Raw genomic sequence first — 21,526 nt, 5'->3', positions numbered from 1 at the left:
TCCTAGTTGTGATTGGGGATCGCCAGCCGATGGGAGGGGCGGCCGGGGATCAGGCTCTCGCCGAGGGGACGCGGCGCGAGCAGATGGGGTTGATGATCGCGCTTCTCGCGCAGTACAAGTTTGCCGTTACTTCTGCGGCCTCGCATGACCATGGTTCTGTCAGCCTTTGCTATATAGCGGCCGTCAGTCAGTGTCTCGATGTAGTTCGTAGCCTGACAACCTTCGAACTGCGGGCCGGCGATGTATTTCTCGTCGTTGTAGACGTAGAATCCAGAGGAACCATTGCCGTCAGCTTGTTCTCTTGCATGGTAAGGCATTTCATCATTTCCTGCATTTATTTCTGCCGGTCTCATAGCTGGACCCGAAGGAGGTTGAGCTTCAGGATTGTCTCGTCCTGCTTGACCTTGAGGCGCGCGGGCCACACATCATCCGTGGAGCGAGGCGTGGCTGAACCAGTCTTCGAAGCGCGTTGTGCCGATGCGCGGATGGTCGCTTGGCACGAGCGAGTGGTCGTCCAGCAGCGTGCCAAAATATCGCGCATGGGGATCCGCGGTAACTTTGCGCGGATCGTTCGTAGCCTTCAAAAACCGCGCGACAAGCTCGCTCATGCGGACCGGCTCCGGACCCGCGATCTCGATCGCGCCGTTGACCGGCGGCGAGAGCGCAACCTCGGTCATGATGTCCGCGACGTCGTTAGACGCGATTGGCTGAAAATAGGCACTCGGGATTGTGGTGATGTCGCCGACCGTTCCTGACTGCGCGATGCCGCCAAGAAACTCGAAAAACTGCGTCGAGTGGACGATGGTGTAGGGGATGCCGGAGCCCCGAATGAGCTTTTCCTGCGCAATCTTGGCGCGCATATAGCCGCTATCGGGCAGACGCTCGGCCCCCACGATCGAAAGTGCGACGTGGTGCGTCACGCCCCCCAGCTTTTCTGCTGCGAGCAAGTTCCGGCCGGAGGTCTCGAAGAACTCCAGAACTGCCTTATCCTCGAAGGAGGGCGAATTTGCCAGGTCGATCACGGTCTGCGCTCCGGCGAGCAGTTTCGCGAGGCCTTCGCCGGTAATGGTGTTGACGCCGCCGTTCGGTGACGCGGCGAAGACTTCATGGCCCTTGTTACGCAGCCTCTCGACTGTTTTCGAGCCGATCAACCCGGTGCCACCAATAACCACGATCTTCATGACGACTTCCTCGTTGGCGTTTCGGCGTTGATTGCCTGACCGAGCGGAGAACCGCTGGCGCATCAGCTCCCGTCGTTCGGACAATGCATCGGGGCGCAGGCCCAGACTATCGAACGGAAGCATCTGTCATGTCATGCGAAGGTCTAGGATGCATCCGTAGATTGGGGACTCTAGTCAGCAAGGAGACAGTGTCTCATCTGCTAGCCAACCGACATGCGGCCAGGGAGCGATCAGAAGGCCACATTCATCAGCAGCGTGAGGTCGGCGGAGAGGGCGACTTTCGGCCAAATAGCAAAATCGAACTCTTCGACCGAGATGCGCAGCGCAAAGCTGCGGCTCGCGTCGTGGAAAACGTAGTCGGTCTACCGTCAGACTTTCCCGTTCGCCACTGCTCTTTAGCAGCAGCGAGACAATACATCATGTCCATGGAAAAATCGCAGGGATCCGCGAGTGTGGGGAAGCGGTAACGCTCTATTAATCGAACCCTCGCGCATTTTGCAGCGCGACAGCGTCCGTGCCCCCTTCGTCAACCCGCGACTCCTTGGCGCTTGAGCAGTTGTTCAAACTCGGCTGTTCGTCGTGGTTTGATGTTGACTCAACAAGCGGCCGTCACTCCCAGAAAGCCGGCCTGCGGCAGCCGAGTCACGATTGGGAGGACCGCGCGCAGCCGTTGCAGGATGCCGCACACGCTCCGCGAGCGCCTCGTCCACGAGGCGGCGGATGCCGCGCACGCAACGGCCGCACTTGGGACTGCAGCCGAGACAGCCATAGACCTGACTAATCGAGCGCGTCCGCCCCGCCTCGACGGCGGAGCGGACATCCTGATCGCTCAACACATTGCATGAACAGATGATCATGGCGCGGTGGCTCTCGACGGAGATTGGCTAGGTTGGTCGTCACCCGGCAAGCGGTCAGTAGTCCCAAACCGCCGGTACGCAACGAAAGGCGTCGCCGTCGACCGCCACATGGCAGACCGACGGGAACGGCAGGTGGGTGGCCACCAGCGGCTCGCGGTTCGCCGCGAGTTCCCGCATAAGACTAACGCGGACGCGGGCCGCCTCCTCGGGGTCGTGTTCGAAGCCGTTGTGCCAGTCGGGATGGTCGAATCCGACCTGGAACACGAGGTCCCCGGCGAACGTCAGCCGGTCGCCGCCTGACGCCAGACGGACCACGCTGTGCCCGGGGGTGTGGCCGCCTGTGCGACGGACGACCACCCCCGGCGCCACCTCGTGTTCGTCTTCGAACGGGCGCAGCTGGCTGCGGTACTCATTGACGAATCGCTTGGCTGCCCGCCGAAGCGCGTCTGGAAACCCGTGCGGCATGGACACGCGGGAGAAATCGGGCGATTCCCAGAACTTGATCTCAGCGGCTGCAACGTGAATCCGCAGGTGCGGATTCAGCCGCTCCTTCACGCCGTCGATGAGCAGCCCGCCAATGTGGTCCATGTGCATGTGGGTCAGCACCACGTCAGTCACTGATGCCAGATCGATGCCAGCGGCCGTCAGTCGATGGATCAACTGCCCAGCCCGCGGCAAGTGCAACTCCGGGTCCGCCCCCAGCCCAGCGTCGACGAGTATGGTTTGGTCGCCGCTGCGCACCACAGCCACGTTCAGCGGCCACTCGAGCGTCTCCGGCGAGAGGAATTCGTCCTCCAGCCAGGCTGTCCGGACGGCCGGGTCGACGTTGTATGCGATGGTCGGGGCTGGAATTGGTAGGATCCCATCGCTGACCACGAGCACGTCAATCTCGCCGATCTTAAGTGCGTAGCGCGATGGAACCAGCTCGTCGGGCCCCGGTCGAGCGGAAATGTCGTCCACGTTCATGTTTGTGCTCATGTTTGTCTCCTGTTGATCGCCTTTGCCACGGCCATATCGGCCGCCTCCGCCGCTGGCCCCGTGGATCGGCGGACGGACACACGGCGTCTGCACACGAGATTGCGCCGCCGCGGCCTGCGCGACCATCAAACGGAAGTATCGGTCAGGCAATGCGAAGGTCCATGACCGACCGTTGCAAGGGCGGATGATCTCCCGCAAACGTCGAAGAGACCGCTTCGAGCAGGGAATAATCGCTGTGAGCAACTTGTAGCAATTGCCGGACGGCTCGTAATCGTAAAGCGTGATCATCGGCGGATCCTGCTGCCGGTCTCGCAGCCGCATAAGCGCTCTCGCGGCGGCCGTCCGGCCGCAGGCGGGCTGACCGCTTTAGTGACTGCTTAACGAGAAATCAGACTGGCCGCCGGCAAAGGTTGGATAGCGCTGGCGCTGGCAGTGTTCGCGACATGGCGCCCCGCTGCGCGTGCTGCTCGGCGGCTTGACGATCCTGCAGGGACAGGCGCGGGCCTTCAGGCCCCCTCGGAGCAGCTATCGGGCCCTGCCCTACCTGGCGGCCATCGCGGTGTTGGTGCTGATCTCGCGTAACCGCCAAGTGCTTGCCCTGCGCTTTCCGGCTTCGCTCGCAAGGGCTAGCTGGGTGCAAGTTACACGTGGCTGTTTCGCCACCATTCGATCTAAGGCGACTACGCGCGATAGCGGTTGTCCAAATGGACGTATGGAAAAGTCAACTATCGCCTCAGTCGATCGAATGTCTGCTTACAGGCAACGAAGAAGGTGACTCTAGCGTCTGACATGAGGCGCTAGTTGCCCGTTCCGGCGGCCGGCTCAACGGCAAGCCCTGACCCAAACGAGCCATTCCGGCAGGCAAGCTCTAATGTCTCGAATGTGGTGACTACGACATTGGTTACACCTCGCCGTATCAGCGGTCCATCAAACGTGCGGGAGAAGGGATTTGCTGGTAAGGTCGGTTTCCTTTCAGAACAACCAATACTATGATCCGCTGGGGCCAGGCCACCGATGGACCGCAAGCTTGCCGCGATTCTAGCCGCAGATGTAGTAGGCTATTCGACTCTGATGGAGCGCGACGAGGCCGGTACATTTGAGCGACTACGTGCCGGACGCAAGGAACTGTTCGAGCCCGAAATTGCCCGCCACCACGGCCATATCTTCAAGCTGATGGGCGATGGGATGCTGGCCGAATTCGGTAGTGTCGTCGATGCCGTCGAATGTGCAGTGTCGTTGCAGCGGGGACTGTCCGAGCGCAACGCCTCGCTTCCCGCAGTGGAACAGATCGTGGTGCGGATCGGCATCAACCTCGGCGAGGTGATCGTCGACGGCGACGACCGGTATGGCGATGGGGTCAACATCGCGGCCAGACTTCAGCAGTTGGCGGAATCGGGCGGCATCTGCATCTCGGGAAAAGTGGCCAAGGAGGTTGATAGGAAGCTGGCGTTCGCCTTTGAGCCAATGGGCGAACAGAGGGTCAAAAACATAGCCGAACCCGTTCAGGCGTATCGCGTGTTGCTTGATTCCGCGGCAGCGGGCAAGACCCTCCATGCTCGCCGCCAGCCGCGCGCCTGGCGTTTTCCGGCCGCGGCGGGAATTCTCGTCCTGGCTCTCGGCCTTGCAGTAGCATGGTGGCAGCCGTGGGAGAGGCCTGCACCGCTTGCCGTTCCGACCGTCAGCGAGGCAGCCGACACCCGGCCCTCGCTAGTCGTCCTGCCCTTCGACAATCTCAGCGACGACAAGGAACAAGAATATCTCGCCAACGGCTTCACCGAGGATCTGACGACCGCACTGGCGCGTGTGCCGGGTCTTTTCGTCTTCTCCCCCAACGCGGCCTCCGCTTACAAGGACAAGGACCCGAAGGAGATTGCGGCGGCATTGGGCGTCCGGTACCTGCTGAAAGGCTCGATTCGCCGCGTCGGCGACGACATGCGCATCAATGCGCAGCTGATCGATGGCTCGACTTCCAGACATCTCTGGGCGGAGCGTTTCGACGGCCGGTGGGCAGACGTATTCGCGCTGCAGGACAGCGTTGTCAGCAGCATCGCGGGTGCGCTGCAGCTCCGCCTGGTGAGCGGCGCGCCGGCTACCCGGGCCGGAGGCACCAGTAATCCCGAGGCCTATGAGGCCTATCTCAAGGGGATGGACATCTACAACCGTATCAACACGCCCGAGGAGTTTGCGCAGGCTGTGAAGTATTTCCAGCAAGCCGTGCAACTCGACCCCGATTTCGGCGCGGCGTACGCCCAGCTCGCCTGGGCCTACTGGGACGCGGATGTCGGTCGGGTTGTAGTAATGGGACTTACGACGGACGTGGCCCAGGGCAAGATCTATGAAACCCTGGAAGCGGCGGCCAGGGATCCTTCGCCGGGCTACTATCAGCTCGTCGCCGAGTTGATGGTCCGCGAGCACGACTCGGACGACGCAGTTACCGTTCTTCTGAAGTCGGTGGCGCTCGATCCCAGCGATACTTGGAATTATCTCTCGCTGGCCAATGCTCTGAATTTCAACGGCAGGCCGAAGGAAGTGCTTAGCTATCTCGATGCGGCTGCGCGCGTCGACCCAAACTCGTGGATGGACTACAGGCGCTACCAAGCCGGACTGGCCGAGTTCGGCCAGGAGAAGTTTGAGGACGCGGTTCGCTCTATCGAGAAGATGGACCTTATATCGGCCGATCCACGGGCGAAATTTTATGCCCTGCAGGTCCTTATTTCGGCTTATGGGCATCTTGGGCGCACAGACCAGGCCGCGGCGGCTTTGGAAACGCTTAGGAAGGTTGTTGGGCGGGTGGACAGGGGGCCGAGCCAGTTGATGACCCAGGATTACATGGTGTTCAAGAATACGGCCGATATCGAACGCCTTTTGGCCGGGCTGACCAAGGCAGGTGTGCCAGAGCTGTCGGCATTGGCAAAGGCAGGCATGAATCCGAAGGACCGGCTCACAGGGGCGGAAATAAAGTCTCTCATGTTCGGGCACGAAACGCGCGGAAAATTGGTAACGCCCACGTTCCTGCCGATGCAGCGCACAACCTCGGTCGACGGCGCCGTCAGCGAGACCGTTGGCCAGAGGAGCCGCGTAGGAACCTCGTGGGTGCAAGGCGATTTCTTGTGCAACGCCTTTCCCATAGAACTGACAAGCTGTGGGGCGATTTTTCGCAATGTGTTCAGGACGCCGGGGCGCGACGACGAATACAAGGCCGTTTACCGCGGGGACCAGTTCGAGTTTTCGGTCGTCAAGTGAAACTCCCAAATGCCGCAAGGCCGTAAGTCTGCTTGCCGAGTAGACGCGACGTTGTTGGCATAACTGCAAACGTCGACAATTGGCGCGGACCAGACGCCTGCCATATCGTCTCGTCGGGCTGCGTCCGACACTGGCGCGCCCTCTTTAGACCTTGGACAGGTTTTGGCGATATCTATCGGAGAAAAGGAGCCGGAAGTAATGACCGAGATCTGGCACTCACTCCTCGCCAATCTTGCCCTCGTCTCCATCCTGGTCGTCGCCTGGGATCTTGTGGAGGACTTCACGGGGCGTCTCCGGCAGCGGGCACAGTCGCTACTTCTCGGCGTCGTCATGTGCGTGGGCGCGATCATTTCCATGGCGACGGCTCTGTCCGTCTCCGGCTTCGTCGTCGATCTGCGCGCTGCTTTCGTCGGTGCCGCCGCGTTCTTCGGCGGGTGGCCGGCGATGTTGATCGCTACCGCCGGCTCGATCGCCTATCGGCTCTATCTCGGCGGGCAGGGTGCCAGCGTCGGGGTCGTGAGCATCCTGATCACCGCCGTCGCCGGTCTGGCATGGCACCACATCGTCGCGGCCCGGTCACGCACCATGTTCGATATACTCGGCCTCGGCGTGTCGGTCGCGCTTGCCGGGCTGATCACCCTTCTGATCATCCCCCCGCAAGTCTTCGCCGGCTTTGTGCAGCAGAGCACGTTCCCATCGCTGGTGTTCCGCTTCCTCAGCACCTTCATCATCGCCGTGCTGCTCGATCGCCAGCAGCGGCGGCGTGACCTCGCCATGTCCAACATGATCTATCGCGCCATGGTCCGCGAGCTGCCGGATAGCCTCAACGTGAAGGATGTCGACGGCCGCTTCATCGCCGCCAATCCCGCAACCGCCGAACTGGTGCGCGCCGCCTCGGTCGAGGACCTGATCGGCAAGACGGATTTCGATTTCTATCCCAAGGACGTGGCCGAGCGCTTCAGGCAGGATGAGACGGGCGCGCTGGAGGGCGGGCAGACATTGCGGATCGAACAACCCGCTCTCCTCCCGGACGGCAGGCAGGGCTGGCTCTATACGCTGAAAACGCCGTTCCGCGACGAGGCCGGCAAGATCGCCGGCGTCATCACCTACAACCGCGACATCACCGAGCAGAAGCGAAACGCCCAACTCAAGAATGACTTCATCTCGACGGTCAGCCATGAATTACGCACGCCGCTGACCTCCATCCGCGGCTCGCTCGGCCTGATCGCGGCCGGCGTCGCGGGCGAACTGCCGCCCAAGGCCACCAATCTCGTCAACATCGCCCACAACAACAGCGAAAGGCTGGTTCTTCTCATCAACGACATCCTCGACATGGAGAAAATCGAATCTGGCGTGATCGCCTTCAAGATCAGGCAGATGGCCGTCCGCCCGGTCCTGGAGCAGGCCATTGCCGCCAGTTCCAATTACATGGCCGAGAGCAGGATCCGCATCGTCCTGGTCGACGATGCCCCGCGCGCCGAGGCCAATATCGACCCGGACCGCCTGCACCAAGTGATGGCGAATCTGCTGTCGAATGCGATCAAGTTCTCCGATGCCGGCGGCACCGTGACGGTGAAGCTCCAGCGCCGCGACCGCGACATGCTGCGCATCTCCGTGATCGACCAGGGCGCCGGCATCCCGGACACGTTCCGCAGCCGCATATTCGGCAAGTTCGAGCAGGCCGACGGGTCCAGCACCCGGAAGAAGGGAGGCACGGGCCTGGGCTTGAGCATCGTCAAGACCATCGTGGAGAAGCTGGGCGGCGCCGTTTCATTCGAGACCGACGAAGGTAAGGGAACCTCGTTTCACATCGACCTTGCCGAAGCGCACAGGCAGGCCGAGAAGCCGGTCTTGGTCGAGCGCCGGGCGCGCAAGCGCGATGGCCGTCTGCGTGTCCTCATCTGCGAGGACGAGCCCGACGTCGCTGCGGTAATCGCGGCCCTTCTCGACGCGGAAGGCTTTTCCAGCGACGTCGCACCCGACATCGCCACCGCCAAGGTGCTTTTGCGGTCCCGCGATTACGTGGCGCTGACGCTCGACATCAAGCTGGCGGGCGAATCCGGCATCAAGCTCTTCCACGATATAAGAGCATCACGGGTGAATTCCGACATTTCGGTCATCGTCATCTCCGCCGTCGCCGACGAGGCCAAGCGGTCGCTCAACGGCAGCGCCGTCGGCATCGTCGACTGGCTGGAGAAGCCGGTGGATTCGAAACGGCTTCACGCCGCTCTCGCCAAGATCGTCGGCCGCAGGGTCGAGCCGAAGGCTCAGATTCTGCATGTCGAGGACGATGAGGGCGTGCTTGCCGTGATGTCGGCAGGGCTGGGTCCGGGCGTCTCGATCGCCTCGGCGAAAACGCTGCAGGACGCCCGGCGGGCGGTCGCGAAGCGTCGCTTTGACCTGGTCATCCTGGACATAGCGCTTCCCGACGGATCGGGTCTGGACCTGCTCGCCGATCTGCCGCTGGAGACCCGGGTCATCGTGTTCTCGGCGGCGGAACTGGACCAGAAACTCGGCGACCGGGTGCAGGCGATCATGACCAAGACCAAGGCCTCCGAAATCGACGTCGCGAAGCTGGTCAGAAGCATGCTGATCGCTTCTCGCCACGGCAGCGCGCCAACCCCTGCCAAGGAGCGACGATGATGCCGGCACGGATACTCTATGTGGATGACGAGGATGATATCCGCGAAATCGCCCAGATATCGCTTGAGCTCGATCCGGAATTCGAGGTGCGGTCCTGCTCCTCCGGGGTTGCGGCGCTGACCGATGCCGTCGATTGGCAGCCCGACCTCATCCTACTCGATGTGATGATGCCGGACATGGACGGACCGGAAACGCTTACGCGCCTGGCCGATTCGCCGCTGACGGCATCGATACCCGTGGCGTTCATCACGGCGCGCACGCAAACGCATCAGGTCGAGCGCTATCTCGCCATGGGAGCGGTCGGGGTCATCGCCAAACCCTTCGATCCGCTGGCGCTTGCAGGCGAAGTAAGGAAGCTGCTCCCGCGGCGCGATGCCCCCGCCTAGGCGCGCCAGGGCAAGGCGACGGCAAGAAGCATGTCGGCAAGCGCCGTTTGCCGTTTACGGCTCCTATACCGTGGGCCGATATTCATCTAGTGATTGTATCGAAATGCAACCGTCGCGAATCAGCTTTATCTATGATCGCGCGGCGTTGGCGGGCGCGGGAAAAGCCGCGCGGAATTTCCCGCATGGACCGCGTTGGCGGATGTCGGTTCATGGGTTGATCACTCCGGGGGGCGACGGAACCGGAGCAGGACTGGTGGATAGAACGAAGGCAAGAGTTCTGATCTGCGATGATGATCCCTTGTTGCTCGAGCTGATAGAATTCAGGCTGAGGGCGAAGGGATACGAGGTCATCAAGGCCGTGGACGGGGCCGAAGCGCTGGCGAAAGCGGAGCAGGACCGCCCCGACATCATTGTGCTCGACGCGATGATGCCGAAGGCCGACGGCATTGAGGTGCTGGCCCGCATCAAGGGCGACCCGGCTTTGTCCGAGACCCTGGTGGTCATGCTGACCGCCCGCAAAGCCGAGAAGGACATCGTTTCGGCCCTTGAAAAGGGAGCCGACGACTATCTGGTGAAGCCATTCATCCCCGAGGAGCTTCTGGCGCGGCTGGCGCGCCTGCTTGCGCGCAGAAGCGGGAAGCCCTGATGCGGCGCGGCCGGCGCGCTGCCCTTGCCGCATGCCTGATCCTGGCGATCGCCGCGCCTCAGGTCGCGGCGCTGGCGCAGACGGGGGATGAACTCTACGCGTCCGGCGTCAAGGCCAGGCAAGCGCAGCATTTCGGCGAGGCGGCGGATCTTTTCCGGCGCGCGCTGGCGCTCAAGCCCGACAATGCCGACGCCCTGGTTCAGCTCGGTTTCGCCGAGCTCGGCCGCGACAATCTGCCGGCGGCGCGGGACGCCTTTTCCAGGGCGCTCTCGCTCGCCCCGACCTATCGGGACGCCAGCTTCGGCATGGCCGAGGTCGAGTTCCGCTCGGGCAATCCGGATGGCGCGCTGCCGCTCGCCGAGAAGGTTGCGCAGGCTGATCCAGGCAATGCCGACGCCGCAGCGCTTGTCGAGAACATCCGCAAGGCGAAGCAGGCCGCCGCCAGCGATGCGAAACGGGCTCCCGCAACTCCGGCGCGGGCAAAGAAACCGGCCAGCCGGCGGCCCGATCCCGTCGCCGGCCTGATAGAGCAGGGCAGGCGCCTGCGGGCGGCGGGAAAGCTGCCCGAGGCGGAGAAGGTCTATCGCCAGGCGCTGAGGCTGGCGCCGAAGAACACCGACATCCTGGTCGCCCTTGGCCTTGTCGTCGGCTCCAGCCAGCGCTTCGACGAAGCCGGGCAGTTCTTCGACCGCGCGCTTGCAATCAAGCCCGGCCTTCTCGACGCGCGGCTGGGCAAGGTGCGCCTGGCGATCTGGCAGGGCGACGCGCCGCGCGCCCGCGCCCTGGTTGACGGCGTGCTGGCCTCGGCGCCAGAGAATGTCGAGGCGCTCGATCTGGATGCGAGAATTGCTCTGCTCGATGCGGACTACAAGCGGGCCGGGCAGTCGTTCCGGCGCGTGCTTGCGGCCGATCCGCGCAACGCCGAAGCGCTGGTCGGGATGGGCGATGTGCGCCGCGCCGAGGGTGACGACGACGCCGCGCGGCAGGCCTATAGGGAAGCGCTCGCCATCGAGCCGGGCTCTCCCGATATCGAGCAAAGGCTGGCCGTGCCGCCGCCGCGCAAATGGCGGCTCGACCTCGGCAGCGAGGTGAGCAATCTCACCAATGGGCTCGGCGACTGGACCGACAATTCGGCCGGCCTTGCCTATCGGCTGTCGCCGCGCACGACGATTTCCGGCCGCGCCCGGCTGGCCACCCGCTTTGGCCATACCGACGTCCAGGTCGAGGGCCGCATCGACCAGGCCTTCTCGCCAGCGTTCTCCGGCTATGCGCTGGCGGCGACGACGCCGGACGCCGATTTCCTGGCGCGTTATTCGATCGGCGCCGGCGCTTCGTGGCAGATCGTGGCGCCGGCAAAGGCGTTCGGCCCGCTTTTGCTCAACATCGACGCCCGCTACGACAATTTCGCCAACACAAATGTCACCAGCATCTCGCCCTGGGTGCAGACGTATATCCTTGATGGCCGCCTGGGGCTTTCCGCCCGCTGGGTGCATGCGCAGGACGATATCGGCACGCGCGCGGACGGCTATGTGCTTCGCGCCGACCTTGTGGTGACACCGCACTTCAACGTCTTCGGCGGCTATGCCGATGCCCCCGAAATCTCCAACGGCACGCTGGTGCCGACGCGCACCGTCTTCGGCGGTATTTCCTGGGACGTCAGCGACCCGCTGACGCTGCGCGCCAGCATCGCGCATGAGCAACGCCCGACATTCGACCGAAGCATATTCGGGCTTGGACTGACCGCGCGATTCTGACCATGTGGTACATCTGGGACCTGTCCATATTGCTCACCGCTCTTTCCCTGGTAATCATGCTGTTCCTGATCGCGCGCCGCGTGCTGCAGGAGCGCTGGGGCAGGGCTGGGGCCGACCAGCGGCGCCAGCTTTTGACGGCGCTGATCGCCTTCACCGAAAACCGCCACCGCGAGGCCCTGAAGGCAGCGGTGCTCGTGGTGCCGGCGGGCGTGGCGATCAATGCCGGGTTCGAGTTCATTTCGCTGCTGCGCGGCGGGGAGCATGACGACGTCCTTGCCGCCTTCAACGAATGCGGCCTGCCGGCCCTTGTCGGCAGGCAGCTGGAAAAAGGCAACGTGGCCGATCGCATACACGCGGCCGAGATGCTGGCAGCGCTGCGTTCGGAAGGTGCGGTCGCAAGCCTGCTTTCGGCGCTCGACCACGACCGTTCGCGCGAGGTCAGGATCGCCGTCGCCATCGCGCTCTGCGATCTCGGCAGCCTGCCGCCGCTCGGCATTGCGCTGCGCAAGATCGGCGTGGCGGGGCAGCGCTCGCGGCGCCTGATCGAGCTTTTCAGGCGCTTTCCGCCGGCGCGCCTCGACCAGCTCGCGGACCATGCCGCGCGTGTTGACGCCGTGCCCTTCATTCGGGCGGCCGCGATCGACGCGCTTGCCCGCGCCGGCGGCTTTCGCTTCGCCGATTTCTTCGCCCGCTTGGCCGGCGACGCATCGCCCGAGGTTGCCGCGGCGGCGCTGCGCGCGCTCGGCCTCACAGGACACGCCGACGCGCCGGCGATCCTGGCGACCGCGATGGCAAACGGCGACTGGGACGTGCGCAGCGCCGCCGCCGATGCCGCCGGCCGGCTCGGCCTGTCTGGACTCGCCTCGCCACTGGCCAGGCTGATGGACGATGAGGCGTGGAACGTGCGCTATGCCGCCGCCAATGCGCTGCGCTCCTTCGGCCAGCCGGGAGAGCGGCGGCTGCGCGAGATTGCCGACAGCGAGGTCTCGCGCAGCCAGCGCACCGCCTCGCTCGTTCTTGCCGAGGGGCCGGCCTTATGATCGCCGACTGGAGCCACGAGATCGTTCTTGCCGCCACCATCGTGTCTTGGTTCATCATCGGAGCGGGGCTGGCGCAGACGACGATCTATCTCCTGCAGCTCGTCGTCGCAGGCTATGCGCTTTCCAAGCGCCCACCGGTAGCGCGCTCGGCGCTGCTCTGGCACCGTTATGGCGACGTCGCGCCGCCGATCGCGCTGCTGGTGCCCGCCTATAACGAGGCGTTGAACGTGGTAGAGAGCGTCCATTCCATGCTCGCGCTCCAATACCCTAGTTTCGAGGTGATCGTCATCAATGACGGCTCGAAGGACCAGACGCTGCAGCGCCTGATCGAGGCCTTCAGGCTGGTGAAGTTCCATCGGCCCTATGAGGAGGCGCTCGCGCACAAGCCGATCCGCGCCCTCTATTCCTCGCCGATGACCGAGCGGCTGTTCGTGGTCGACAAGGAGAATGGCGGCAAGGCCGACGCCCAGAACGCCGGCATCAATGTCTGCCGCGCGCCGCTCTTCTGCGCGATCGACGGCGACTCCATCCTCGAGCCCGATGCGCTGATGCGCGCCGCCCAGCCTTTCATCGACGACCCCGAGCGCACCATCGCCGTCGGCGGCACGATCCGAATCGCCAACGGCTCGAAAATCGAAGCGGGCAGGGTCCGCGAGGTCCATCTGCCGCGCCGCCTGCTGCCGCTGCTCCAGGTGGTCGAATATCTGCGCGCCTTCCTCATGGCGCGGCTTGCCTGGAGCCGCATCAACACGCTGATGCTGGTCTCCGGCGCCTTTGGCGTATTCCGCCGCGCAGAAGTGGTGGCGGTGGGCGGCTTCACCACAGGTTCGATGGGCGAGGACCTGGACCTCGTCATCAAGCTGCACCGCCATATGCGGGACGCCCGGCGCAAATACCGCATCCAGTTCATTCCCGAACCGGTGTGCTGGACGGAAGCGCCGGAAACGCTGAGCGTTCTAGCAAGGCAGCGCACGCGCTGGCAGCGCGGCGCGCTCGAATGCTTCTTCCGCCACCGCGCCATGCTCTTCAATCCGCGCTATGGCCGCGTCGGCTTCCTCGGCTTCGGCCACATCTTGATTGCCGACGTGCTGGGGCCCGTGGCGGAGGTGCTGGGCTACATCCTGATCCCGGCCTTCTGGCTGCTCGGCATCCTGTCGGCCGAATATCTTTTGGCCTTCACCTCGCTCATCTTCACCTATGGCGTTTGCGTCAGCGTATGCTCCCTCATCCTCGAAGAGGCCGAGCTCCAGCGCTTCCCGCGCGCCCGGGACCTGGCCGTGCTGACGGCGGTCGCCGTGATCGAGAATTTTGGCTATCGCCAGCTCAACAATTTCTGGCGCGTGAGGGGCTGGTGGCAATTCTTGCGGGCAGACCAGAACTGGGGCGAGATGACCAGGACCGGCCTTTCCGGCGCCAAGAAATAGGCATGGCCGGACGCATCATTGCAGCGTCCGCTCGATTTCCGCAACTAGCGCATCGAGCGCGGCTTCGGCCGCCGCTTCATTCCCCTTCTCGATCAGCAGCGTCTCCAGCGCGGACGCCCGCGCGCTGATCTCCGCAAAGCCGAACGTCCCCGCCGCCCCTGCCAGCGAGTGGGCGATCCTGACCAGTGAATCGGCGGGCCCCCCGGGCAGGGGGCCGCCCTCACGCGCGATGGTCTTCAGCTCCGCGAGTTGATCGTCGCAACGGGCAAGGAAGCGTTGCCGCCAAAGTGCGAAAGGGTCGTTTGAGATGAGGCTGTGCTCCATTCCGGGATATCGAGGGTATTCAAGTAGAAAGTGCCTTGGGTTGAAACGGACTGCTTGTCGCGCATGACCTCCTGTGAGAGGACGATCACGGTAGGCGCTGTTGATGCAAATGCGACTCCGCCAGTCGACAATGGCCGGCCGCTTTGCGCCGATTGCACGAATCCGCTTCGCGGGAGGGTCGCCTAACTAGCGTTCCTGGCGCCGCTGCGCAAGAAGAACTGGTTCGTCTATGCCAAGCCGCCCTTCGCCGGGCCCGAGGCCGTGCTGGCCTGTCTGTCGCGCTACACCCATCGCGTCGCAATCTCCAACAGCCGGCTGATCGCGCTCGATGAGGCCGGCGTGACCTTCCGCTACAAGGACTACCGCCGCAACGGGCACGAACGGGACCGGACCATGACGCTCGATCCCGGCGAGTTCATCCGCCGCTTCCTGCTCCCTGTGCTGCCCAGAGGCTTCCACCGCTTCGCCATTATGGGCTGCTTGCCAGCGCCGCCCGCGCGGCAAACATTGCGCGCGCTCGCGAACTACTCGCAGCGCCCCCGCCCAAGGTCGAACGCGGCAGCTCCGACAATGCCGACGCTGCTCCGACCGATTGGCGGCCGCCATGTCCGTGCTGCGGTGGTCGCACGATCATCATCGAGGCCTTCGAGCGGGGCAAAGCCGCCCGCGCGCCGCCATAGGACGTCATGACTGCGAACGGCCCGTCAACATATCGCAAACCTGCCGAAGCTCGCTGTCGGTGGCTGGGCGACGACGTGCGTCTGACCCGCACGGCGCCAACCACGCTCAATTGCTCCGCTCGTCAATGGCCACGCCGCAACAGCCCCGGCGTTGGCAAGCTCCAACCGCCCGTCCACCCCGTTGCTCTCACGCGCCACGCCCATCAGCACTGCCCAGCTGCGCAATGCGAAGTCGTCAAATCCCCATAGGCCAGAAACCGCGTTCCTGATCCCGCGGATTCTTTCCCTGGAGGCTTTCCCGGACGCCGGCCCCGGCGCGCGGCACCGCCCACGGAAAGGCCGGCATCCGAAACCTTCACAGAAGCTGTCGTCGATGCTCAGAATCGGCTTCCTCGAAATATTTGGCCTTCAGCCATGTTTTCGATTGCCCGCTCCTGTAGCGGCTATCGGCGCGCTTCGAGATGATGCCCTCCAGCCCTATCTTCTCGATGGCGTGGAAGATCGCTAGCGCATCGCTCTCGAAATGCTCGCTGTACTGGATCTTGCCGGGGCCGTGCTCAACGAGCTGCCACAGCGCCTGCTTGCGCTGCAGCAGGGGCAAGGAGGTTAGATTGCGACCGTCGAGATGGAGGATATCGAACGCGACGAACACCAGCCGGCTCGGTTCGAGCCAGATCGCAGCTTCCTGCGCAGGTCAATGGGGAGCGCCCTGCTCGCCTGGAACAATGACCTCGCCGTCGATAATGGCAGCCCGGCATGGCAGTTCGGCCGCCAGCGCGATGGGCCAGTATTTCGTGGCCCAGTCACGGCCGTTCTTGCTGTATAGACGCACGCCGCCTTTATCGATGATGATCTGCGTTCGGTAGCCGTCAAGGTTGACCTCCTGAAGCCATCCCTCATCTTCGGGCGGCTCCGTGACCCGAGTCGGGATCTGCGGCGGAATGAACTCCAGCTGGCCGCCGTTCACCTTGGCACGCTTACTCAATGACGCCACCTTTGATCGCGCGGCGGCTGATCGGCACAGACAGCCCGACATCCCCCCAACTTGGACGCCTGCCGCCTGTGCCGAGCCCCCGCCGAGCCATTGCGAGCATCTGCGCACGAGGCCGGATTGTCGTTAGCTTGGCATCCAAATACTTATCCTAGTGTACATATTCGCTGTAGGCGCCGCGCTCCTGCACCTTCTCACTATCGGTGCGGAGCTCCCGCATCGTCCCGGCTGACCTATACTATCTCGGGTTGCCGCAAGCCCACGCAGTCCCTTGGCAAATTTCGGGACCTGGTCAGTCCATCAAAAGCACCACAGCGGGATGCAGCTTCTTCAGATTCGGCAATGATTTCGACTGCCAGGGTATGTCGGGCGTTCCACGCACGACGAGTCGAACATCGGGATGCTTGCGCACCTCGATGGTAAATTTCGCCAGCAGGTTGATGCCGGAAGAGTTGAGAAAGTGAAGGTCCTTCAGATTGAGCGTAATGGAAGCGGGTTTCGAGGCAAGAACACTGGTCGCCAAAGCCGTGATAGGCGCACCGGCCTCGGAACTGGCAAGCCGCATTGCACCGTCGAAGAAAATTTCGCTTCCTTCAGTCCACACACGATAGTCGTCTGTCTTGATTTCCATAGCCTGGCTTCGTTTCTTCTAGTTGTGAATTTGCGAGATCGGAATGGAGGCATATGTCTCCACGCAGATCCGATCGCTTTCGTCGGCGGCGCTGAATATCCAAGCCAGGCGTGCGCCGTAGTCACTCATCAACGTCAGCAATCCAAGTCCGGAGCCTCCTACGTCGGGGTTGGCGGCATTGGCTTCAATTCGCTGTATCAGCAGGTCCATTGGGTCGCCAACCGTGATGTCCGCCAGGAGACTTTGGAACTCAGACGCATCTTCACCATCGACGTCATTCGACACTTTCAGCTTGAAGCACTCCGAATCCATCGACGCCTCGATCAAGATCTCACCCGGTGCGCGAAACTTGACGGCATTTTCGATGAGTTCGTTGACCAGATATCCAATGCTGTGCCGCACTTCCATGTAGTCATTGCGGGACGACCGGAAGCGCAATGCGAAAAGATCGGCGATGAAGTCCGAGGTCGTGGCACAATGACGCCAACTCAAGTCGAGAGGTCCGTCGAACAGCCGCACGCGACTGACGCTCTCCTTCATCCCGATTGCAACGTCAGGGGTCCCGAACAGCGTTGTCATGGCTATGTGTGCCTTATGATCACGAGGGTGATGTCGTCGTGGATCTTCTGGATCCCGATATGGGCCATGAGATCCTCGATGATCCCGGTTTTGATTTCCTCGGCGCTCCCGCCTTGACGTCTTCGTGCGCTCTGGCAGAGGCGCTCGAACCCGAACAGCCTTCTGTCTTGGTCTTCCGCCTCGGTCACACCGTCAGTGTGCAGCACGATCACGTCGCCACTGCCGAACAGGATGTCGCGCGTGGCAATGAACTTCGAGATGTCATTCTCCAGGCCAACCGGCAGACCCAGATCCATCGTGTCGATGCGTTCGACGTCCCCGTCCGCACGCACGACGAGAACGTCCTCATGCTGGCCGGATAGCGTTACCCGCTCATCCTCGAAGTCAAGGAAGGCCAGCGAGAGATGCTTTCCGGTGTTCGTCCGCTCGATGTTCTTGTAGATCGCTCTGTTCAGCCGATCCAGAAACTGGTGCGGATCCGCCTCGCTGGTCTCCTGCAGCGCGCGTGCAACAGATTGGACCATCAGCATCAGCACGCCGCTCTCGAGACCATGACCGGTCACGTCGCCGATGCCGATCTTGACCCGTGACCCGTTCTGCAGGACGTCATAATAGTCACCGCCGACCTCGTCGGCCGGCCGCATATAGGCCGCGATCTCCAGCCCCGGAATCGCTTCGAGTTCGAATTGTTTCGGCAGGACCATCATCTGTATCTGCCTGGCGACCGCGAGTTCGGCGCCAAGGCGGACGTTCTCGTCCTGCAGCTTTTCGTTGAGTGCGGAAATCTCCTGATTGGCGTCCCCGAGTTCCCTGGTTCGTTCGTCGACGAGTTGCTCGAGGTTTTCCGTGTGAAAGCTGATCTGCTCGGCCATCCGGTTGAAAGCGATTCCTGCCGCTCCAACCTCGTCGCGCGTCGGAATGTTCACGCGGACTGAATAATCTTTGGACTGGAGCCGCTGGGCGGCGCTGGCAAGTGCCCTGAGGCCCGCGGTGATCCGTTTCGAAATTCCGAGCACGGCCGCAAAAACAATCAGAAGCGAAACGGCGATCGCCGCGATCTGAAACAGCAGGATACGATTGGTTGCGCGAGAAATACTCTCCTGCGCGGCGAACAGGGATGCATAGATCTCCCGTTCGGGAACGACGATCCCGACCGACATCGTTTCGGACTTGATCGGTCCCGAACTCCACAAGTTGGTCGGCTTCAATCTCTTGAGGACAACAATATAGGGAACGTGTTCGCCCTTATTGTCGAGCATGATATGCTGAATGACACCGTCATTGTTCTTGTCTAGAGGTAGTGACGCGATAGCCGGCTGCGTACTTCCCCGCAGAGACCTTTCCAAGCCGGTGACGCCCTGCGTGCCCGCATCGCTCGATGAAGTCAGGCCGATGATCGCCTGGCCCGACGGATTGATCGCCACCACGTTGCCAGTCGACATCGTGAGGAAGCCGAATCCGGTTTCAGCGATCTTCACCCTTTCGACGACTTTCGCGAGCTGATCGAGAGTGATATCTGCTCCCGTCGTACCGGCGATACCGGTGCGATCGCGCGTCCAAAGCGGGTGGAAAAAGCTGACGATCAACTTTCCCGTGATTGCATCGGTGTAAGGCGCTGTCTGGGTAATATCGTCAGGGACCGGACGTGAGGCGGGATCCCTGGCCCATTGCTGCCATGAACCATAGATTCCCGGAAAGAAGAACTCCCAGAATTCCGCCTTGTTGTGACCTGGATAGAGTCGGTCGAAGGTCTGTGCCTGATCCGTATACGGTACCGTCCGGAAGATCGGCCGTTCCTTTGGACCAATATAGTACATCTGCAGTTTGGACGACCCGCTGGCCATGAGAGACGGCGCGACGAGATCGATCAGAGTACTGTCTTCTATTTCCTGCCGAACGCTGGGCAGCGGACTGTGGTCGGCGCCCAGCAGGTAGCCCCAGACGCTTACCACGGAAGGCGCGCCCGGCAGATTCTGCGCCCAATCGCCCTGCGCGTTGTAGACAACCTTCACGGAGCCGGGCGCCTCATGCGAAAGCGTGGCGCCGACCTGTTGCTGCCTCCTCGGATCGTCGATCTGGGCCTGCAGCACGCCAGCGAGCGCCTTGACGTCCCCGTGAACCCGATCGAGCAGCAGGTCAACGCTCAACGCTGTCGACTCGGCATAGGAACGAATGTATTCCTGGTTTGCGTTCGTCAGGCCCTCACCGACTTCCGAGGTGGCGTCGCGCGACAGCTTTTGAACGTTCCAAAGCGCCAGACCACCGCTCAGCAGGAGGTCGAACAGTACGGCGCCGCCAACGACCAATACGAATTTCGCTCGAAAGGAGCGCAGGCCGAAGCGCGGTGTAGGCTCGTTATCGGCTTTCATTGTGGCCGTCGCCCCGATGCGACCCAGATCGGCCAACCCGCATAACCCTTGGGGTGTAGTGCAGCGAAAATGTGATCCTGGAAGCCCTGCCGGAACCGTGCGACGAACTCCGGTCCGTCACCGCGTCTGCTCGCCATCTCCCCGGCATAGACATCCGCCCAGGCCGCAATGACGTCGGCGAAGTCCTGCGGATCGCCGTCCAGGTTAGTGACCATGAAGGTCTCCACAAGGATGTCTTCGAATCCGGCTTCCACCAGGTATCGCCGACTCTTGGGCCCAAACTCGACGTCCATCTCGAAATGCCCGAACAGCTTCGCCACCTCGTCGTAGGTCCAGCGAATGCTTTCGGCGCGCGGCTCGCCGAGGCAATGCGAATTCTTCTCGTTGGTGATATAGACCCGACCGCCTGGCTTGCATATGCGGTAGAGCTCCTTGAGGATGAGTTCAGGTCGATTGAAGATTTGAAGCGAATGTCGGCAAGTGACCAAGTCGAACTGCGCTTCGTCGAGCAGCATCTCCGACGCATCGCCATAGGTGTACTCGATGCCCCGGATATCGAACTCCCGCATCACTTGTCGAGCATAGTTCAGGCTTGACATGGAGTGGTCGAGGGCGACGATCCGCGATGGCTGGAACTCCTTCTGCGCGAGCACGGCGAAATCACCGATCCCGCAACAGATGTCGGCCATGACGATGCCGGGCCGCATGCCGTGTCGCGGCAAGATTGCGCGCTCGTGCCGCCAAGTCATCTTTGTCTGAGTGCGCAGGATCGGTACGAACCCTCCTTCCTCAAGGAAGCCCTGCCCCGGATAGAATTCGGTGTCATACTCCTTGACCGTTATGTTCGGTTCTATTCCGCTCAGGCGACCGAATTTTCGCGAGGTCCATCCGACGACGCTTGATGTGATGACCACGAATTTGAGATCGGGTCGAGCGCGACAAGCGTCGATGATGATCCTCGATAAGGTGTGAAACGCAGCGTTGTTCATCTGCGTCAGGCGCCTGACATTGACGTAGAGAACGCCGCGCACACGGCCAATCGCATCGCGAAGCAATGCTATCGCGGGCCCAAGCTCATCGATCGCCTGAGGCCGGACCACTCCCGATATGGAGAACTCCTGGTTGTTCGCGTCGTATTGCGCCTTGAAGCGCGGGAGAAGGTCGTAAGGGTTCAATTTTGAAAGCCCTCGAGCGGAAGATCCACGACAAGCTTGATTGCATCGCCGTCGGCCTCCTCGGTCCAGAGCGTCGCGTTGTAGTCGACAGCCAGTTCCAGGAGTACGACCTCGCGGCTAGGCGCGAGATCCCCAGACAAGGAATTGAGGTATCGTTCTCTGGCCTCTATTCCAGCAACTTGCGATACGGCTTCTTCGTAGAATTGGCGCTCCTCCGGCACACAAGGAATTGTCAACTCGATCCTATCCGTCGCGCCATGGCGAGACACCCTGCATGCCAGTTCGCCTTCGGCATGGCGCGTACGAAAGGCGACTTCCAGCAATTCGTTGAAGGCAGAGGAAAAGAGATTTGCATGATGGACCGAGTCTGACCTGTTTTGACTGATCATCCGGGCCATGTATGTCGAGACATAATCGCAATGTTTCCAAGCGGAGACAAAAGCTTTGATTTCGAAGTCGATCTGGATCACCGGCTCAAAAGTCGGCTCGCCAGTCAGATCATGATGAACGGGTCCCATCGGCATCCTCACTTGTTCCATCAGTATTGAGCCTCGCGGGCCTCCGCGAAGAAAAATTTCACCGCGCCTTGATGAGTCAGTCTCGCACCCACTTGAAGATATGCACG

Annotated in this window: 16 protein-coding genes and 3 pseudogenes; 8 read left to right on the top strand and 11 right to left on the bottom strand. The window is 62.3% G+C overall.

Features of this window, described 5'->3' with window-relative positions; translation table 11 throughout:
- Positions 1-2: 2 nt before the first annotated feature.
- The 4 genes and pseudogenes from NKI08_RS28325 to NKI08_RS28310 form a co-directional block, all read right to left on the bottom strand.
- Positions 3-317 carry a hypothetical protein gene (locus NKI08_RS28325; RefSeq protein ID WP_352774211.1) on the bottom strand — a complete coding sequence of 105 codons (315 nt, stop codon included), beginning with the start codon at positions 315-317 and terminating at the stop codon, positions 3-5.
- A gap of 108 nt (positions 318-425) precedes the next feature.
- Positions 426-1,181 carry an SDR family oxidoreductase gene (locus tag NKI08_RS28320; RefSeq protein WP_352774229.1) on the bottom strand — a complete coding sequence of 252 codons (756 nt, stop codon included), beginning with the start codon at positions 1,179-1,181 and terminating at the stop codon, positions 426-428.
- 642 nt (positions 1,182-1,823) lie between these two features.
- A pseudogene (locus NKI08_RS28315) lies at positions 1,824-2,038 on the bottom strand ((2Fe-2S)-binding protein).
- Positions 2,039-2,092: 54 nt separating this feature from the next.
- Positions 2,093-3,016 (bottom strand): MBL fold metallo-hydrolase, encoded by a 924-nt coding sequence (locus NKI08_RS28310; RefSeq protein ID WP_352774227.1) that lies wholly within the window; start codon positions 3,014-3,016, stop codon positions 2,093-2,095.
- 1,014 nt (positions 3,017-4,030) lie between these two features.
- On the opposite strand from NKI08_RS28310, the gene NKI08_RS28305 reads away from it, so the two are divergent.
- From NKI08_RS28305 to NKI08_RS28275, 7 genes are all read left to right on the top strand, one after another.
- The gene (locus NKI08_RS28305; protein ID WP_352774207.1) at positions 4,031-6,259 is read left to right on the top strand and encodes an adenylate/guanylate cyclase domain-containing protein; all 2,229 of its coding nucleotides are present in this window, start codon (positions 4,031-4,033) and stop codon (positions 6,257-6,259) included.
- A 198-nt stretch (positions 6,260-6,457) separates the two neighbouring features.
- Positions 6,458-8,902 carry a hybrid sensor histidine kinase/response regulator gene (locus tag NKI08_RS28300; RefSeq protein WP_352774205.1) on the top strand — a complete coding sequence of 815 codons (2,445 nt, stop codon included), beginning with the start codon at positions 6,458-6,460 and terminating at the stop codon, positions 8,900-8,902.
- Positions 8,902-9,288 carry a response regulator gene (locus NKI08_RS28295; RefSeq protein WP_352774204.1) on the top strand — a complete coding sequence of 129 codons (387 nt, stop codon included), beginning with the start codon at positions 8,902-8,904 and terminating at the stop codon, positions 9,286-9,288. Before NKI08_RS28300 ends, NKI08_RS28295 begins: the two co-directional genes overlap by 1 nt.
- Before the next feature lie 253 nt (positions 9,289-9,541).
- Complete coding sequence (locus NKI08_RS28290) at positions 9,542-9,934, top strand: response regulator transcription factor (RefSeq protein WP_352774202.1); 393 nt, start codon at positions 9,542-9,544, stop codon at positions 9,932-9,934.
- The gene (locus NKI08_RS28285) at positions 9,934-11,688 is read left to right on the top strand and encodes a YaiO family outer membrane beta-barrel protein (RefSeq protein ID WP_352774200.1); all 1,755 of its coding nucleotides are present in this window, start codon (positions 9,934-9,936) and stop codon (positions 11,686-11,688) included. Before NKI08_RS28290 ends, NKI08_RS28285 begins: the two co-directional genes overlap by 1 nt.
- 2 nt (positions 11,689-11,690) lie before the next feature.
- Entirely contained in the window at positions 11,691-12,728 is a 1,038-nt protein-coding gene (locus NKI08_RS28280) for a HEAT repeat domain-containing protein (protein WP_352592145.1), read from the top strand.
- On the top strand, positions 12,725-14,152 hold the full coding sequence (locus tag NKI08_RS28275) for a glycosyltransferase family 2 protein (protein WP_352774198.1): 1,428 nt from the start codon (positions 12,725-12,727) through the stop codon (positions 14,150-14,152). The genes NKI08_RS28280 and NKI08_RS28275 overlap by 4 nt, the downstream gene beginning before the upstream one ends.
- A gap of 15 nt (positions 14,153-14,167) precedes the next feature.
- Here NKI08_RS28275 and NKI08_RS28270 read toward each other — a convergent pair whose 3' ends face one another.
- Positions 14,168-14,476, bottom strand: a complete 309-nt coding sequence (locus NKI08_RS28270) for an Hpt domain-containing protein (RefSeq protein WP_352774197.1) — start codon at positions 14,474-14,476, stop codon at positions 14,168-14,170.
- A 189-nt stretch (positions 14,477-14,665) separates the two neighbouring features.
- Here NKI08_RS28270 and NKI08_RS28265 point away from each other — a divergent pair.
- Positions 14,666-15,156 (top strand): annotated as a pseudogene (locus NKI08_RS28265) (IS91 family transposase); the annotation flags it as partial.
- A 355-nt stretch (positions 15,157-15,511) separates the two neighbouring features.
- On the opposite strand, the pseudogene NKI08_RS28260 reads toward NKI08_RS28265, so the two are convergent.
- The 6 genes and pseudogenes from NKI08_RS28260 to NKI08_RS28235 form a co-directional block, all read right to left on the bottom strand.
- Positions 15,512-16,123 (bottom strand): annotated as a pseudogene (locus tag NKI08_RS28260) (ATP-dependent DNA ligase).
- Between the two features lie 316 nt (positions 16,124-16,439).
- On the bottom strand, positions 16,440-16,778 hold the full coding sequence (locus tag NKI08_RS28255) for a slr1659 superfamily regulator (RefSeq protein WP_352542257.1): 339 nt from the start codon (positions 16,776-16,778) through the stop codon (positions 16,440-16,442).
- An 18-nt stretch (positions 16,779-16,796) separates the two neighbouring features.
- Positions 16,797-17,357 (bottom strand): slr1658 superfamily regulator, encoded by a 561-nt coding sequence (locus NKI08_RS28250; protein ID WP_352542258.1) that lies wholly within the window; start codon positions 17,355-17,357, stop codon positions 16,797-16,799.
- A gap of 2 nt (positions 17,358-17,359) precedes the next feature.
- Positions 17,360-19,726 (bottom strand): SpoIIE family protein phosphatase, encoded by a 2,367-nt coding sequence (locus NKI08_RS28245; protein WP_352774194.1) that lies wholly within the window; start codon positions 19,724-19,726, stop codon positions 17,360-17,362.
- Positions 19,723-20,901: a methyltransferase domain-containing protein gene (locus NKI08_RS28240; protein ID WP_352542260.1), complete on the bottom strand. Its 1,179-nt coding sequence runs from the start codon at positions 20,899-20,901 to the stop codon at positions 19,723-19,725. The genes NKI08_RS28245 and NKI08_RS28240 overlap by 4 nt, the downstream gene beginning before the upstream one ends.
- Positions 20,898-21,419, bottom strand: coding sequence for a ubiquinone biosynthesis methyltransferase UbiE (locus NKI08_RS28235; RefSeq protein WP_352774225.1), 522 nt, complete (start codon positions 21,417-21,419; stop codon positions 20,898-20,900). The genes NKI08_RS28240 and NKI08_RS28235 overlap by 4 nt, the downstream gene beginning before the upstream one ends.
- Positions 21,420-21,526 lie beyond the last annotated feature (107 nt).

The sequence above is a fragment of the Mesorhizobium sp. M0768 genome (assembly GCF_040320195.1).
Classification (GTDB): domain Bacteria; phylum Pseudomonadota; class Alphaproteobacteria; order Rhizobiales; family Rhizobiaceae; genus Mesorhizobium.
This window is presented reverse-complemented; position numbering and strand designations above follow the sequence as displayed.